13 protein-coding genes are annotated in these 14193 nt (G+C 53.7%); 6 read left to right on the forward strand and 7 right to left on the reverse strand.

Annotation, left to right across the window (positions count from 1 at the left end):
* Window positions 1-64: 64 nt before the first annotated feature.
* Window positions 65-1969: a methyl-accepting chemotaxis protein gene (locus FGI04_RS01630; protein ID WP_407321748.1), complete on the forward strand. Its 1905-nt coding sequence runs from the start codon at window positions 65-67 to the stop codon at window positions 1967-1969.
* Between the two features lie 51 nt (window positions 1970-2020).
* On the opposite strand, the gene FGI04_RS01635 is transcribed toward FGI04_RS01630, so the two are convergent.
* Entirely contained in the window at window positions 2021-3067 is a 1047-nt protein-coding gene (locus FGI04_RS01635; RefSeq protein ID WP_407337313.1) for a LacI family DNA-binding transcriptional regulator, read from the reverse strand.
* A 369-nt stretch (window positions 3068-3436) separates the two neighbouring features.
* Window positions 3437-4372, reverse strand: a complete 936-nt coding sequence (locus tag FGI04_RS01640; protein WP_016940462.1) for a dihydrodipicolinate synthase family protein — start codon at window positions 4370-4372, stop codon at window positions 3437-3439.
* A 225-nt stretch (window positions 4373-4597) separates the two neighbouring features.
* Here FGI04_RS01640 and FGI04_RS01645 point away from each other — a divergent pair, with 225 nt between their 5' ends.
* Window positions 4598-4957 (forward strand): DUF488 domain-containing protein, encoded by a 360-nt coding sequence (locus FGI04_RS01645; protein ID WP_407337377.1) that lies wholly within the window; start codon window positions 4598-4600, stop codon window positions 4955-4957.
* Here the strand turns inward: FGI04_RS01645 and FGI04_RS01650 are convergent.
* Entirely contained in the window at window positions 4954-5682 is a 729-nt protein-coding gene (locus FGI04_RS01650; RefSeq protein WP_407321747.1) for a LysM-like peptidoglycan-binding domain-containing protein, read from the reverse strand. The two genes, FGI04_RS01645 and FGI04_RS01650, sit on opposite strands and share 4 nt — an antisense overlap.
* A gap of 226 nt (window positions 5683-5908) precedes the next feature.
* Between FGI04_RS01650 and bamJ the strand changes: the two genes are divergently transcribed.
* Together bamJ and FGI04_RS01660 are read left to right on the forward strand one after the other, a co-directional pair.
* A complete protein-coding gene (gene bamJ / locus FGI04_RS01655; protein ID WP_019843519.1) occupies window positions 5909-6529 on the forward strand; it encodes an FKBP-type peptidyl-prolyl cis-trans isomerase in 621 nt (206 codons plus the stop codon).
* A gap of 317 nt (window positions 6530-6846) precedes the next feature.
* Window positions 6847-7215 carry a DUF2502 domain-containing protein gene (locus tag FGI04_RS01660; protein ID WP_016940458.1) on the forward strand — a complete coding sequence of 123 codons (369 nt, stop codon included), beginning with the start codon at window positions 6847-6849 and terminating at the stop codon, window positions 7213-7215.
* Window positions 7216-7303: 88 nt separating this feature from the next.
* Here the strand turns inward: FGI04_RS01660 and ytfE are convergent, their stop codons facing one another.
* Together ytfE and FGI04_RS01670 are read right to left on the reverse strand one after the other, a co-directional pair.
* On the reverse strand, window positions 7304-7969 hold the full coding sequence (ytfE, locus tag FGI04_RS01665; RefSeq protein ID WP_407337314.1) for an iron-sulfur cluster repair protein YtfE: 666 nt from the start codon (window positions 7967-7969) through the stop codon (window positions 7304-7306).
* Window positions 7970-8107: 138 nt separating this feature from the next.
* On the reverse strand, window positions 8108-10054 hold the full coding sequence (locus FGI04_RS01670) for a bifunctional 2',3'-cyclic-nucleotide 2'-phosphodiesterase/3'-nucleotidase (protein ID WP_407337315.1): 1947 nt from the start codon (window positions 10052-10054) through the stop codon (window positions 8108-8110).
* Between the two features lie 242 nt (window positions 10055-10296).
* Here FGI04_RS01670 and cysQ point away from each other — a divergent pair, with 242 nt between their 5' ends.
* A complete protein-coding gene (cysQ, locus tag FGI04_RS01675; protein WP_038908917.1) occupies window positions 10297-11037 on the forward strand; it encodes a 3'(2'),5'-bisphosphate nucleotidase CysQ in 741 nt (246 codons plus the stop codon).
* A 423-nt stretch (window positions 11038-11460) separates the two neighbouring features.
* On the forward strand, window positions 11461-11667 hold the full coding sequence (locus FGI04_RS01680) for a stringent response modulator YtfK (protein WP_012768543.1): 207 nt from the start codon (window positions 11461-11463) through the stop codon (window positions 11665-11667).
* 78 nt (window positions 11668-11745) lie between these two features.
* Here the strand turns inward: FGI04_RS01680 and paeA are convergent, their stop codons facing one another.
* Entirely contained in the window at window positions 11746-13062 is a 1317-nt protein-coding gene (paeA, locus tag FGI04_RS01685) for a polyamine export protein PaeA (RefSeq protein WP_342699794.1), read from the reverse strand.
* 161 nt (window positions 13063-13223) lie between these two features.
* A complete protein-coding gene (gene msrA / locus FGI04_RS01690; RefSeq protein WP_407337317.1) occupies window positions 13224-13865 on the reverse strand; it encodes a peptide-methionine (S)-S-oxide reductase MsrA in 642 nt (213 codons plus the stop codon).
* Window positions 13866-14193: the final 328 nt, after the last annotated feature.

Raw genomic sequence — 14193 nt, forward strand, 5'->3', positions numbered from 1 at the left:
CAATCCGTACCGATACTGTAACAATGTGGTGTTATTTTTCTTTCCGTCAAGGGTGGGGATCAATATGGGGTTGGCTAATAAGATAATGAATAAAATGAAGGTATCTCACAAGCTATACGGCGGTTTCTCGATAGTGCTTATTTTAGTGATTATCGCCTCAGGGTTTGCGGCGACACGATTTTTCACCATTCGAGATCTTTATATAAAAACATCGATCATGAATGATATGAATCATTACCTTGATCAGTCTAAGATAGCGAGAATCAAATATTTCTTTTCTTTTGATGACACGAATCTCAATAATCTGGTGAATTATAATAATCAAATTGTCGAGAGTATTAATAAAACTAAATCGCTGTCGTGGGGAGATGAATATTCTGGTTACCTGAGCAGTCTGGATCAGGATATGAAACAGTACTGGCAGGATCTGGAAGCAGAGAAAGCGGCACTAAATAAAGTAAAAGAGATCAATAACGCTATTGATGCACTCGGTAGCGGAAATCAGCTGGCTCAGGCCTTGGGGAGTATAACGCTGAAGCCTGATGAAACCGCGTTGCTGGCAAAGCGTGACGCGATGTTGCTGGCCATTGTTAAGCTGACTAACAGTACACAGATACTGCAACGAACAGGCAGTGCGGAGGCCTCGAAAGCGCAGCAACGTTATTACGATGAGGCGACAAAAGCATATACCGATTTTGCCAGCGCGCTGGATAGTGAACGAAAAGCCCGGCTGACGGATACGGCTGCCTACATCGACAGTTATGGCCGTGCGGGCAAACAATATTTCGATAACCTGACCAGCCTGAAGTCCACGGATGTAAAATTCCGGGCGACGGGGGACAAACTCACTGCTGATATTGCCAGCATCGTCGGGAGTATCGACGCAAAAAATAGCGCCATCATCAACAGCTCAGTCTTGCAGATGACAACCCTCGGAGGGATTGCTGTACTGTTCGGCTTGCTGATTTCCTGGGCGATAACCCGCCAGATAACCCAGCCTATCATGTCGAATCTGAAACTGGCGGAAGCCATCGCGGATGGTGATTTATCCATGTCGGTGAAGATTGAGCGTAATGACGAGTTGGGGATGCTGACGCATGCCATGATGGATATGACCTTGCGGCTGCGCAAGCTGGTGGCGGATATTCTTCACAGCGTTAATCGCGTCGCCGGGGCATCGAATGCGATCAGTGCCGGCAATAACGACCTGTCGGCAAGGACGGAGCAGCAGTCCAGCATGATTGTGGAAACGGCAGCCAGTATGGAGCAGTTGACCTCAACGGTGAAAAATAATGCCGATAACGCCCGACATGCCAGTCAGATTACCGGTAAGGCGTCAGATATTGCTAATCAGGGGGGCGATATTATCCGGCGGGTGGTCAGCACCATGTCCGAGATTTCCGGTAGTTCTAAAAAGATTTCCGATATCACATCGGTCATTAACAGTATCGCGTTTCAGACCAATATTCTGGCGTTGAACGCCGCGGTGGAAGCCGCCCGAGCCGGGGAGCAAGGCCGCGGGTTTGCAGTCGTCGCCAGCGAAGTACGTAGTCTGGCGCAACGCAGTTCTCAGGCTGCCAAAGAGATCGAAGCACTGATTTCCGAGTCGGTTTCCCGTGTGGATGTCGGGGCGGATTTGGTGACGAAAGCCGGGACGACGATGGATGAGATCGTGGGGTCGGTCAACTCGGTCAACAACCTGATGGGTGAAATTGCGGTGGCTTCTGATGAGCAGAGCCGTGGTATTTCGCAGATCGGCAGTGCGGTGACAGAAATGGATTCGACCATCCAGCAAAACGCCGCCATGGTCAATGAATCTTCTTCTGCGGCTCATGCACTGGAAGAGCAAGTATCGCGTCTGGCTGAATTGGTCGCGGTCTTCCATTTGCCTGAAGGTACCGGTGCGGCTGAGGAGAACGGCTATGGCCGCCCGTCAGCGCTGGTATCACCACACCGGCTGTTATCTTAGAAACGGTGGGAGCTGGCCGCTCTGATGAACAGGGCGGCCATTGCACATTGCTCAGCGTTTGAATGGCGCGCTGGAACTGCGTGGAATCAGGCTTGGGATAACCCGGCTGATGGCGTTAGCGCCCTGTGGAGGAGAAAGCAAAAGGTCAACGGCCAGTGAGGCGACATGATCCAGCGGCACGTGGACTGATGAGAGCGGCACCGGCAGGCGCGCTACCAGCGGAATATCGTTATACCCTACCAGCGACAGGTCCTGACCAATTGTCAGGCCGACACGGTGCGCTGCCGCCATCACGCCTATCGCCAGATCATCATTGATCGCAAAAATGGCGCTGGGATGATGTGGTGGTGTGAGCAGTGCCAGCCCTTGTTGTTCCCCGGACTCAATCCCAAAACCAGACTCGCGGATCCATTCGGGCCGTATTGGTAACCCGGCTTCCTGCATCGCCCGTTGAAATCCCAGACGGCGATCACGCGCGCCCGAGGTGAAATTAGGGCCTGCAATCAGGCCGATATCCCGATGACCTAAATCGATGAGATGACGAGTGGCCAGATAGCCCCCTTGCTCATCGTTGCCTGTAGCAGAAGGGCTAATGCCATCGGTACGCAACACCAGAGTATGGGGAATCTGCTGCTGGCGTAATTCCGCAGGTAGCTGGTCATCCAGTCGGCTGGTAGCCAGAATCAAACCGTCAACCCGGCGGTCAAGCAGCGATTCTGCCGCCTGTTTTTCCTGCACCGGGTCATCACCACAAGTGGCGACAATTGTGAAGTAACCGTGTCGTTCTGCGGCGCGGAAAATGGCTTCGTATAAAAGCGCCATGACCATATCGCTTAAACGCGGCACCAGGACGCCGATAGTGCCGGTGCCACCACGACGCAGGCTGGATGCCATAATATCGCGTCGGTACCCCAGCTCCTGTGCGACCTCTCTGACCCGTTGGGCGGCTTTGCTGCGTGATGGAGGCAGACGTTCGTCCAGTACGCGCGACACAGTAGAAACGCTGACGCCAGCCGCGGTTGCCACGTCCTGTAGGGTTACCGGCTTATTGCTCAGCTTCCGGTTGGCGCCAGGTGGCGAAAATGCGTTTGAGTCCATGTCATCCTTAGTCGTAGTCAGTAGGGGAGCCTCCCCGATAAAACTCCGGTATTTGAGGCTATCCACGCTGTCCGGATGCCCTCAGCCGTCTGGAGTGTGTCTGTTTTATTGCTTGTTTTGCACGCTGTTATTATGTAGTGGCACCGGTGAATTAGCTATATTTTTGGTAATACACCGCAGATAGCGCTATGACGTGAATCAAGGAGCGGTGCCGACAGGTATGGCGGTCGGTACGCTAGCAAATGTAGTGGAGGGAAGCACAAGGCCACGCAAACAGGGCGCGTCAGGTCAGAATGCCAGGGTGCCCGTACCCTGTGCAGGCGGGCACCCTGATAGTTGAGCTGATAGTAGAGATGAGCGTCGAGCGCATCAGCCAACGCGAGGAAGCTCCGCCATGCGGACCGCCGTCATGATTTCGTCTGCAGCACCGGGTTCCAACGGCATTAACGGGGAACGAACCGTCGCATGATCCAGGATCCCTCTTGCGACCAGCGCATGCTTCAATGCTACTGTGCCTTCCATGTGAGAACCACGGTGGTACACGCTTTTCGTCACCGGCAGCAGGCGATCGTGGATGGCGCGGGCGGCAGCATAATCTTTCGCCTTACCCGCTTTAATCATTTCAACCAGCAGTTCGGGAGCAATGTTGCCATAGCCGACCAGGAAGCCATCCACATCGAATACGGTTGATAGCAGGTATTCATCGTGACAACTCAGGATCTGCAGGTCAGGACGTTCGCGGCGGATGACAGGAATTTCAGTGTCCCAGCGGCGCATGTTTCTCACCCCATTTTTCATGGCGAATACGCCGGGTTGTGCCGCGATATCCAGCATCGTCTCCAGGTTGTAAGTACATTTGGTCGCATCGGGATACTGGAACAGAATGAGCGGCAGGCCACTTTCTTCGTACACATGGCGGTATTTATCCTGCGGTGCGCCTTTCTGATAACCGAAACGCAGCCAACCGTGGGAGGGGTACAGCAACCCTGCCGATGCACCGGCTTTGATGGCACGTTTGGCTTCTTCGGCCGCGACAGCGGTCCCTTCCAGCGTGATGCCAGCGATAATCGGAATCGCACCGTTTACTGATTCGGCAAAGGCTTCAATCACTTTCATTTGCTCGTCTTGCGACAGGAAAGTGCCTTCCCCGGCATGTCCTAACACGGTGAGGCTTTTCACACCGTCGATGCTAGCCAGCCAACTGCCTAGTTTTTTACAAGCCGCGTAGTCAACGGCCCCTTCACGGGTGAACGGGGTGATTGGCGCTGGGTTAAGACCACGTAAATCGATATTGATGTTTTTCATAACGTCCTCTTTTTTTCTATAGGGTACTGTCGAGTGTAATTTATCAAAAACGTTTGCGGGAACGTTTGCAGTTTTTATCAAAGCGACCGATCCTGTCAAGAGGGATTTGCGAGAAATTGGATCTATTCAGCAGAGGATCAGTGGTTAATGGCGGATGCGCACGACGTGACGCCACACCACGAGTATGATCAACAGGCGGATAAATTCAGTCAGAAGGAGGGGGATATGGCCTTGATACACCTGATGCGCGTCTATGACGTACATCAGCCGATGGAACCGGCGGCATTTATGGTGGATAGGTTATGGCCACGCGGTGTGGCGAAAAGTCGTCTGGCTGGCGTTGTCTGGCTTAAAGACGTGGCACCCAGTCATGAATTGCGCCGCTGGTATCATGCCAACCCGCTAGAGTGGGATGCCTTCGTCGGGCTATACCGCGCGGAACTTCATCAGCATAGCGCGTGGCAACCGCTGATCACGCTGTTACGTCAAAGCGAGCCGATAACGTTGCTGTATGGCAGCCGGGATACGCAGCGAAATCATGCCATGGTCTTGCGTGATTTTCTGGTTGAGCAAGTGGACGCTTAGCGAACGCGGATAAAAGAGCCGTCTTGCTGCCGGGTGAACTGGACTTGCTGACCATCCGGGGTGTCGATTTCAAGCTGGCTTACCATCCCCTGCGTATTGAGTTGCAGACGAATATTCTGCCCGGCCCGCAAATTGCTGAGTGGCTTGCTCTGGCCCTCTACTTGCGCCATAGCAAACACATCGTTGACGGGCAGGTTATTATCGCGAAATAGCTGAGCCAGCGTCTGACCGGAGGCAATTTGATAGGACTGCCAGTGGGCACCAGATGTCGCCGGGCGCGACGTCTGGTTGGCGGTGGCGTTAGCGTTAGGATCCACCAATTGCGCCTGCATCGGCGCACTCTGCGAGCTAAGCGGCACGTCCACCTGACGGGACGGCGCGGGTGCTGAGGGCGGGGTCGGCCACAGCAGTACCAGTAACAGCAAGCACAACAGAATCAAAATACAACGACGGTGAAAATAGGGCAGCGGTTCCATCCAACTGAAATCATCCGGCAGGTGCCACACTGTCCGCAGCCAGGATGAGTGTCTGCGATGCGGGTGGTGTGGAGCAGGCTCCGGGGAAACCTCGAGTGCTTCCTCTGCACGTTCTTCCGGTTCACCTGGCATCGCCTTGTGTTGACGTCTCTGGGCCAGCCAGTTCAGGCAGGACTGCCATAACGTCAGGTGATTCCAGGTGGATTGCTCTCTCCTGGATTGTTTTCTCCTGGGCGCGATTCTGCCCATGGTGACCTCTCTTAGAACCGTATAAAGGTAAAAACAGTCTAATTATATCGGCAATTGGTGACAGATAACCAGTTAAGGCCGCCATCATTGGAAACTGATGCCGTAAACATGAACGGTTTGACGCAAGGTCGAGCAACGGCGAAACAAGATAACGACAGAACGTTTTACCCTCAATCGACTCACTGCTATGCTGCACTTTCATATTTTTTAGATTAAAGGAACATTCATGACAACGCCTTCTTATGACAGCGTCGAAGCGCAGGCAAGCTACGGCATTGGCCTGCAGATTGGTCAACAACTGCAGGAATCCGGTCTGGAGGGGTTGATCCCCGATGCGCTGCTGGCGGGGCTGTGCGATGCGCTGGAAGGTAAAGCGCCTGCGGTACCGGTTGATGTGGTACATCGCGCGTTGCGTGAAGTGCATGAGCGGGCGGATGCGGTGCGTCGTGAACGTCAGCGTGAACTGGCGGCTGAAGGCCAGCGTTTTCTGGATGCCAACGCCGCTAAAGAAGGCGTAAGCAGCACCGAATCCGGTTTGCAGTTCCGTGTCCTGACTCAAGGCGATGGTGCGATTCCGGCCCGTCAGGATCGCGTGCGGGTTCACTACACTGGCCGCCTGGTTGACGGCACCGTGTTCGACAGCTCGGTACAGCGCGGTCAGCCGGCTGAATTCCCGGTTAGCGGCGTGATCCCAGGTTGGATCGAAGCGCTGACACTGATGCCGGTTGGTTCTAAGTGGGAACTCTATATTCCTCAGAATCTGGCGTATGGCGAACGTGGTGCGGGTGCGTCCATTCCTCCGTTCAGTACCTTGATTTTTGAAGTGGAACTGCTGGAAATCCTGTAAGTGTTTTCTCTGCCGGGGACGTCGTGACCCGGCAGATTTCCCCTCGCAGGCGTTAGCTGTGAATGACGCCACCTCATCGTTTTTTAGTCACCCATGGCTCATGCCGGTATGCGAATACCCTATGGTGTAACCGGTGGATACACCTGGTAAAGGTGGGCTGACGATTCTTTTTTTATACTGGCCTGCAGTCAACGGTGCCAGGCCTGAATTGCTTTCCTGAAGTTATTATTATTTAGCCATTTTCTGATAGCGACTGAAGGTAGCGCGCCGTATAAGTGACTCATCCGCCGCGTTGCGGTGAATCAGAGGTTAACAATATGATTAAGCCACTTTTACTGGGTGCCATCGTGACAGGCTTATTGCTGTCGGCAATGCCTGCCGCACAGGCTGACAGCTTGAGTCTGTCGCTGCCGGGTGTGTCTTTGCACATCGGCGATCGTGATACTCGTGGCTATTACTGGGACGGTAATCGGTGGTGTGACCCGGATAGCTGGTACGCCCGTCGCCACCATCATGCCCGCCAGGTTTATTACGAATATTACGACTATGCACCGCCCCCGCCGCCACGCCGAGTTGTGGTGGTAGAAGCACCGCCTCCGCCGCCGGTTTATGTCGTTCCTGCCGGGCCGCGTGGTCCAGGATGGGGATGGGGACCAGGCCCTCATCACGGTGGCCCGCGCTGGTAAACCGTGATTGATAGCGACCCTAAAATAAAAAAACCGTGCTCTGACAGAGCACGGTTTTTTTTAGCGGCACCATGGCGGGTAACAGCGGTTATTCGCCCTTCAGTGCCCGTGGAAACAACTGATTATTTTCCAAATGGATATGCTCCATCAGGTCGTCGATAAATTCATTGATGCCGGTGTATAGCGCGCGCCAGGTAGTACAAGCGCCGACCGGCGGGGTCACGTTGTTGGTGAGGGTTTTGACCACGTCCAGCTGTTGACCGGCATCGTCGTGCTCATGTTCCATGACGGAAATCGGCCCGTTGGCCTGGGCACCCATACCAGACTGGATCATCGGGAACAGGATCCGCTCTTCTTTCATCATATGCTGCGTCAGATCGTCGTGAATCAGCGTCAGTTGAGCTGTCAGCCCAATCGGGCAACCTGGCTTGTCGTGGTGTACGCGTTCGACTTTCTCCGCCATTCGAATCAGTTCCGGCAACTGCGCACGGTGACGATCATGGAAACGGCTGATGATATGCACAATCATTTCGCCAAGAGAGGCCTGTTGCCAGTCTTTTTCCGTGAATGGCTGTGTCGCCAGGTCGGCCAGACGCAACTCGAGCATATCGATATCCAGCGCCCGCTTGGTGGCGGCACGCAGCAGCGTTTGTTTGCCGCCGCAACAAAAATCGAGATTGAATTCACGGAACAGTGCGGTAGCGCGAGGGATGGTGATGGCCAGCTCGCCTAATGATTGGTCGCGGTAATGCATGGTGGGTACCCTCTGAACGGTGTTATTTATAAAATGCATTTTAAATGTATCTTTATGGACTTGCTATCCCTAAAAAGGATTAGCGGGAGAAAGAGGGCGATGAAAACACCGCGCCTGTCGGCGCGGTGTGGTGACAGGTTATTTTTGTAAATCCAGACGGTACACGGCGAAACCGATATCATCATTGCCCACTAGCGTGAGCGGGTATTGCGATTTTTCCTTGATGAATGCAGCGGCTTTCGGCGATGGAGAGGTTTCCACCCGGATATCCAACGGTGTATCGCTGACAATCTTCGCCAGACGCCAGTTATTGTCCGCCGACGGTTTCACCTCACCGGATTTTTTCGTCTCAGTGCTGATGTAGGCAGCCAGTACCGCACGGTTTTCATCCGGTGACGCGAACGCGACCTGTTTTTCACCGGTGCCGGCGAATTTTTCGCCATACGCGCGGTAGTTATTGGTGGTGACAAGGAACGTGGCCTGTGGGTCAATCGGTTTGCCGTTAAAGGTCAGATCCTTGATGCGGTGCGCATTACCGTTGATCAATTGGCACTCGCCGTCGTAACGGGCGGGCTGGGTGACATCTATCTGATAGCTGACGCCGTCAATCACGTCAAAATTGTAGGTGCGGAACCCCTCCCAGTTGATCAGCGATTGTGGCTCGCGTTTATGCACATCAATCTGGTTGAACTGACCGGCGGAGCATTCCAGCCATTCCCGTACCTGCTCGCCTTTGACTTTCACCACCACCAGCGTGTTGGGGTAGAGGTAAAGATCGGCGGCGTTACGGAAGGTCAACTGGCCTTTTTCGACTTCCACATAGCTGGCCGGGTCGTTTTTGCGACCGCCAGCCTTAAATGGCGCGGCGGCGGAGAGCACCGGCAGGTCCGCCAGATCCGGGTCGCCCTGAATAAAATGTTCGACGTAGGCTTTCTGTGCGTTGTTGACTATCTGTACGGTTGGATCGTCCTGAATCAACGACAGGTAGCTGTACATGTTGTCCGAAGAGTGGCCGATAGGCTGGCTGACAAATTCACGGGTTTTTTGGTGGGCGTCTGCCAGTACGTTAACCAGTTGCGCATCTTCCGCCGCCAGTGATTTCTTCTGGGCTTTGTCGAAGATCGGGCGGGCTTCCGCCTTGCCTTCGGTCACTTTCCACTGACCACTGTCATTGTTCAAGACCAAATCGACCACCCCAAGGTGATCGCCCCACTGGCCGGGCATAACAGCGGGAACCCCATTCAGCGTGCCTTTGGTGATATCGGCACCGTGGATGCCAGCAAAATCTTTGCTTGGGAACACGGCGTGAGCGTGACCGAACATAATGGCGTCAATACCGGGAATCTGGCTTAAGTAGTAGACTGAGTTTTCCGCCATCGCTTTGTACGGCTCAGCAGACAGGCCGGAATGCGGGATGGCAATCACCACATCCGCTCCTTGTTTGTGCAGCTCCGGTATCCATTTTTTCGCGGTTTCGGTGATATCCGCCACCGTGACTTTACCGCTCAGGTTGGCTTTGTCCCACACCATGATTTGTGGTGGGACAAAACCGATGTAACCAATGCGCAGTTCATGGGGGTTACCGTCACGGTCTTTCACCGTTTTCTTCTCGATCAGGTAAGGTGTAAACAGTGGTTTGCCGGTACTGGCATCCAGTACGTTGGCGTTGATATACGGGAAGTGGGCACCAGACAAGGCCTTGTGCAGGTAGTCCAGCCCGTAGTTGAATTCGTGGTTGCCGATATTGCCGACAGCGTAATCCAGCGTATTCATCGCCAGATAGACCGGGTGTACATCGCCTTTTTGTAATCCTTTGGCCGCAATGTAGTCACCTAGGGGGCTGCCTTGAATGATATCGCCGTTGTCCACCAGCACGTTGTTGATGGCCTGCTGGCGAGCAGCCTGAATGAGACTGGCGGTACGGACCAGTCCGAATTTATCCGTTGGACTGTCTTTATAGTAGTCATAGTCCATCATATTGCTGTGAAGATCGGTGGTTTCCAGCACCCGTAAATCGACGGTCGCCGCCTGGGTAGCGGTAGCGATAGCCATCGCAAGCAGGCTCAGCACCAGCTTATGCTTCATAAAGGTCGCTCCTGTGACGAGGTATGAATAGGGCAACGCCGCCGGTCAATTGTCCGATGTACTGGCGGCGTTGCCTGAATCTATATCGCAGATTTTGATGAATATAGTGTTAAATATCAGTCTGAAGTGTGAAGCATGACATATACCCGACTTCCTGCAACTTGAAGTATGACGGGTATATTAAAAGATAGAATGCCGGGGACAGACATAATAATGGCCTGTACAGATAACGAGGTGAAACGATGTTAGAACCGATCTGCCAACTGGCGCGTGAGGCAGGAGAGGCCATCATGCAGGTATATAACGGCCATCAGCCGCTCAATGTTGCGCATAAAAAAGATGATTCGCCGGTGACGGCGGCTGACCTGGCGGCGCATAAGGTGATTGCGCGTGGGCTGGCGGAACTGCACCCCACTATCCCAATGCTCTCGGAAGAGGACCCGCAGGCGTGGTCCGAACGCCAGCACTGGCAGCGTTATTGGCTGGTGGACCCGTTGGATGGGACGAAGGAGTTTCTTAATCGCAACGGTGAGTTTACCGTCAATATTGCGTTGATTGATAACGGTAAACCGGTGCTGGGGGTGGTGTATGTGCCGGTGACGGGCGTGATGTATGCTGCCGCACAGGGCAATGCCTGGAAAGAGGAACAGGGTGCGCGCCGTCCGATTCGGGTGAAAGACGCCCGGCCGCCGCTGGTGGTGGTGAGCCGTTCTCATGCCGACGCCGAGCTGGATGATTATCTACGCCAGTTAGGTGAACACCAGACTGTTTCTATCGGTTCGTCGCTGAAGTTCTGTCTGGTCGCCGAAGGCAAAGCGCAACTGTATCCGCGGTTTGGACCGACGAATATCTGGGATACCGCCGCCGGGCATGCGGTGGCGCTGGCTGCCGGTGCACAAGTGCATGACTGGCAGGGGCGTGAACTTTCCTATGTGCCGCGTGAGTCCTTCCTGAACCCCGGATTTCGCGTATCGCTGTTCTGAGGCATATTTTCTACTGTTCGTGATGTGCCAGCCTGATTCTTTCCGCTGATATCGCAGCAGCCAACGCGCCTGCTGCGATACCTTTCTTTACGTTGTCATCTTTAACATGACGCACGACGTACTGTCGTTTTTTGGTCATATTTCCCCGGTAGATTGGCGGCCGTTAGCACGAGTGCGACGGCGTGCCCGAGTTTGCGGCATACCGCACACACGGTAATAACTTGAAGGTTTATACTGATTTAAAAATTATGGCATTAATCTATTCGGTAAAATTATGTAAATGCCATAAATAATGCTGCGGCTGCGGGAACTAACCACAGAATAGAGACACTAATCAGTAGTACATGATTGCCACGCAGGACATCTCTGGCCTGAATCAGGAACGGGGGGCGTGGCGAATAAAAACGGGAGGAGAGGAAGACGATGAGGATCTTCGAGCGTTACAATCCCCTGAAGGTCGCCAAGTATGTGAAAATCCTGTTTCGTGGAAGGCTCTACATTAAAGGGATTGGCGCTTTTGAATTTGATCAGGGGCGCATCCTGCTGCCCAAGACGCAGGATAAACAGCATCTGGTGGTCATGTCTGAAGTTAACCGTCAGGTACTGAAATTGCAGGCTGAACTGGGTTGACGAACCCTCTCCAGCAACAAGAAAACGGCCCTTTAACGGGCCGTTGTTATTGGTGGCGACTGAAATGCGAAGACAGGTTTAGGCCGGGGGCGTTTCGGGGTTAACCGTCACCCTTTCTTCCAGCCGGGTGACCAGCAACTGATCAATCTTGTAGCTGTCGATATCCACCACTTCGAATTTATACCCAGAGTAACGGACAAAATCGGTACGTTTGGGGATTTTGCGTAGCGTGTACATCATGAACCCGCCGATGGTTTCGTAATTATCGGAGTGAGGGAACTCATCAATACTCAGCGCGCGCATCACGTCTTCTATCGGTGTGCCCCCCTCGATAAGCCAGGAGTTCTCGTCACGGGCGACAATTTGCTCTTCCATCCCTTGTCCAACCAGGTCGCCCATCAGCGTTGTCATCACATCGTTGAGGGTGATAATCCCCACCACTAACGCGTACTCGTTGAGGATAACGGCAAAATCTTCTCCTGCCGTTTTAAAACTTTCCAGCGCTTCTGACAGCGTCAGGGTATCCGGTACGATCAGCGCCGGACGAATCTGAACGCCGCTGGTCAGCTCCAGACTCTGGTTCCCCAACACCCGGTTCAGCAAGTCTTTGGAATCCACATAACCGACAATCTGATCGATGGTGCCGTCGCATACCAGAAACTTGGAATGCGGTTGGTGAGCGATTTTCTCTTTGATTTGCGTTTCATCTTCGTGCAAGTCGAAATACACCACACTTTCACGCGAGGTCATGGAGGACGGTACGGTACGGGACTCCAGTTCGAACACGTTTTCGATCAACTCATGTTCTTGTTTTCGCAGTACACCGGCCAGGGCCCCGGCTTCTACCACCGCATAGATATCATCCGGGGTGATGTCTTCTTTGCGCACCATTGGCAATTTGAACAGCCGGAAAATCAGGTTCGCCAGACCGTTGAACAGCCACACCAGTGGGCGGAATACCAACAGACAGAAGCGCATGGGGTTGATGATCCGAACGGCAATCGCTTCCGGGGCAATCATACCAATGCGCTTCGGTGTCAGGTCGCCAAACAGGATGAACAGGCTGGTCACCAGCACAAATGAGCAGACAAAACTGGCGCGGGCGACCATGTCTTGCGGCAGAACGCGGGTAAACAGCATTTCGAAATACGGGGAGAACGCTGCGTCGCCGATGATACCGGCGAGGATAGCAACCGCATTGAGGCCTATCTGAATCACGGTGAAGAAGATACCCGGCGTTTCCTGGAATTTCAGTACCAGCGCGGCATTAAGGTCTCCTTCGTCGGCCATCAGCTTCAGTTTGATTTTGCGCGAAGCGGCCAGCGATATTTCCGATAGGGAAAAAAACGCACTAATGGCGATAAGACATAAAATAATTAACAGACTGTTTAACATAGTTTTTTCGCACAGTCGTCGCGGACGGCGAACCTCTGAAAGGAAATCACATTATGGGTGCCGTGGCACCGCAATAACGGGTGCGGCGGCACCGCAAAAAGGACCGGAAACCGGTCCTGTGGACGCACAGTATAACAGGTGCGATGAAATCGTCGAAAGCCTTAGCCTTGCGGCGGTAAACACACGCCAATGCCACCCAGTCCGCAGTAGCCGTGCGGATTTTTGTGCAGGTATTGCTGGTGCTCATCTTCAGCGTAGTAAAACGGCCCGGCAGGTTGAATTTCGGTGGTAATGGCACGGTTATCGCCTGCCTCGCGCATGGCCTGCTGAAAGCGCTGGTAGCTGGCTTTGGCGGCGGCGTCCTGCTCTGGCGTTAACGTATAGATAGCGGAACGGTATTGCGTGCCGATGTCGTTGCCCTGACGCATCCCTTGCGCGGGATTGTGGTTTTCCCAAAACAGCTGCAACAACTGGGTGTAACTCACCTCTGCCGGGTCAAACACCACCCGTACCGCTTCGGCATGGCCCGTTTTACCGGTGCACACTTCCCGATACGTCGGGTTGGGGGTATAGCCGCCGCAATACCCTGACGCGGTGCTGTAAACCCCCGTCTGTTGCCAGAACAGGCGCTCTACGCCCCAGAAACAGCCCATCGCGAAAATCGCCACTTCCATGTGGTCCGGAACGTGGGTCATGGAGTGCTGGTTGACCACGTGCAGGCGGGCGACTGGCATCGGCGTCGTGCGGCCTGGCAGGGCATCTGACTTGTCGATCAACTGGGTCTTGTCAAAATTCACTATCACGTTTGGCTCCTGATTATCACCCTGTATTTCGTCATTTTCAGAGCATAACCGAGTTAATGCGCTCTGTCTTTATGGCGAAATAGCATAGATATATGACAACGGTGCGGGTATCGAAAACGAGTGTGTCGTTGAGGCGGCGGCCCCTGACCTAAAGTGTACGCATTGTCGGGCTATCGTGCCGGGTATGAGCGGCTTTCAGGATCATGGCGTTGTCGGCATGGCGACGACTATCTATAGTTAACCATGGTAACTAATCCTATCGTTACTGATATACCTGTTTGTTGTTGTTCAGAAAATACGTCGATTCTGCCGACGCTACTGGGAAGTG

The sequence above is a fragment of the Dickeya ananatis genome (genome assembly GCF_019464615.1).
Lineage (GTDB): Bacteria > Pseudomonadota > Gammaproteobacteria > Enterobacterales > Enterobacteriaceae > Dickeya > Dickeya oryzae.

What these genes read in the sequence shown, in the direction of transcription:
- cysQ (WP_038908917.1), top strand. Translation starts at nt 10,297, where the DNA reads ATGTTAGAACCGATCTGCCAACTGGCGCGTGAGGCAGGAGAGGCCATC.
- FGI04_RS01680 (WP_012768543.1), top strand. Translation starts at nt 11,461, where the DNA reads ATGAGGATCTTCGAGCGTTACAATCCCCTGAAGGTCGCCAAGTATGTG.
- paeA (WP_342699794.1), bottom strand. Translation starts at nt 13,062, where the DNA reads ATGTTAAACAGTCTGTTAATTATTTTATGTCTTATCGCCATTAGTGCG.
- FGI04_RS01650 (WP_407321747.1), bottom strand. Translation starts at nt 5,682, where the DNA reads ATGGGCAGAATCGCGCCCAGGAGAAAACAATCCAGGAGAGAGCAATCC.
- bamJ (WP_019843519.1), top strand. Translation starts at nt 5,909, where the DNA reads ATGACAACGCCTTCTTATGACAGCGTCGAAGCGCAGGCAAGCTACGGC.
- FGI04_RS01670 (WP_407337315.1), bottom strand. Translation starts at nt 10,054, where the DNA reads ATGAAGCATAAGCTGGTGCTGAGCCTGCTTGCGATGGCTATCGCTACC.
- FGI04_RS01630 (WP_407321748.1), top strand. Translation starts at nt 65, where the DNA reads ATGGGGTTGGCTAATAAGATAATGAATAAAATGAAGGTATCTCACAAG.
- ytfE (WP_407337314.1), bottom strand. Translation starts at nt 7,969, where the DNA reads ATGCATTACCGCGACCAATCATTAGGCGAGCTGGCCATCACCATCCCT.
- FGI04_RS01660 (WP_016940458.1), top strand. Translation starts at nt 6,847, where the DNA reads ATGATTAAGCCACTTTTACTGGGTGCCATCGTGACAGGCTTATTGCTG.
- FGI04_RS01640 (WP_016940462.1), bottom strand. Translation starts at nt 4,372, where the DNA reads ATGAAAAACATCAATATCGATTTACGTGGTCTTAACCCAGCGCCAATC.
- FGI04_RS01645 (WP_407337377.1), top strand. Translation starts at nt 4,598, where the DNA reads ATGGCCTTGATACACCTGATGCGCGTCTATGACGTACATCAGCCGATG.
- FGI04_RS01635 (WP_407337313.1), bottom strand. Translation starts at nt 3,067, where the DNA reads ATGGACTCAAACGCATTTTCGCCACCTGGCGCCAACCGGAAGCTGAGC.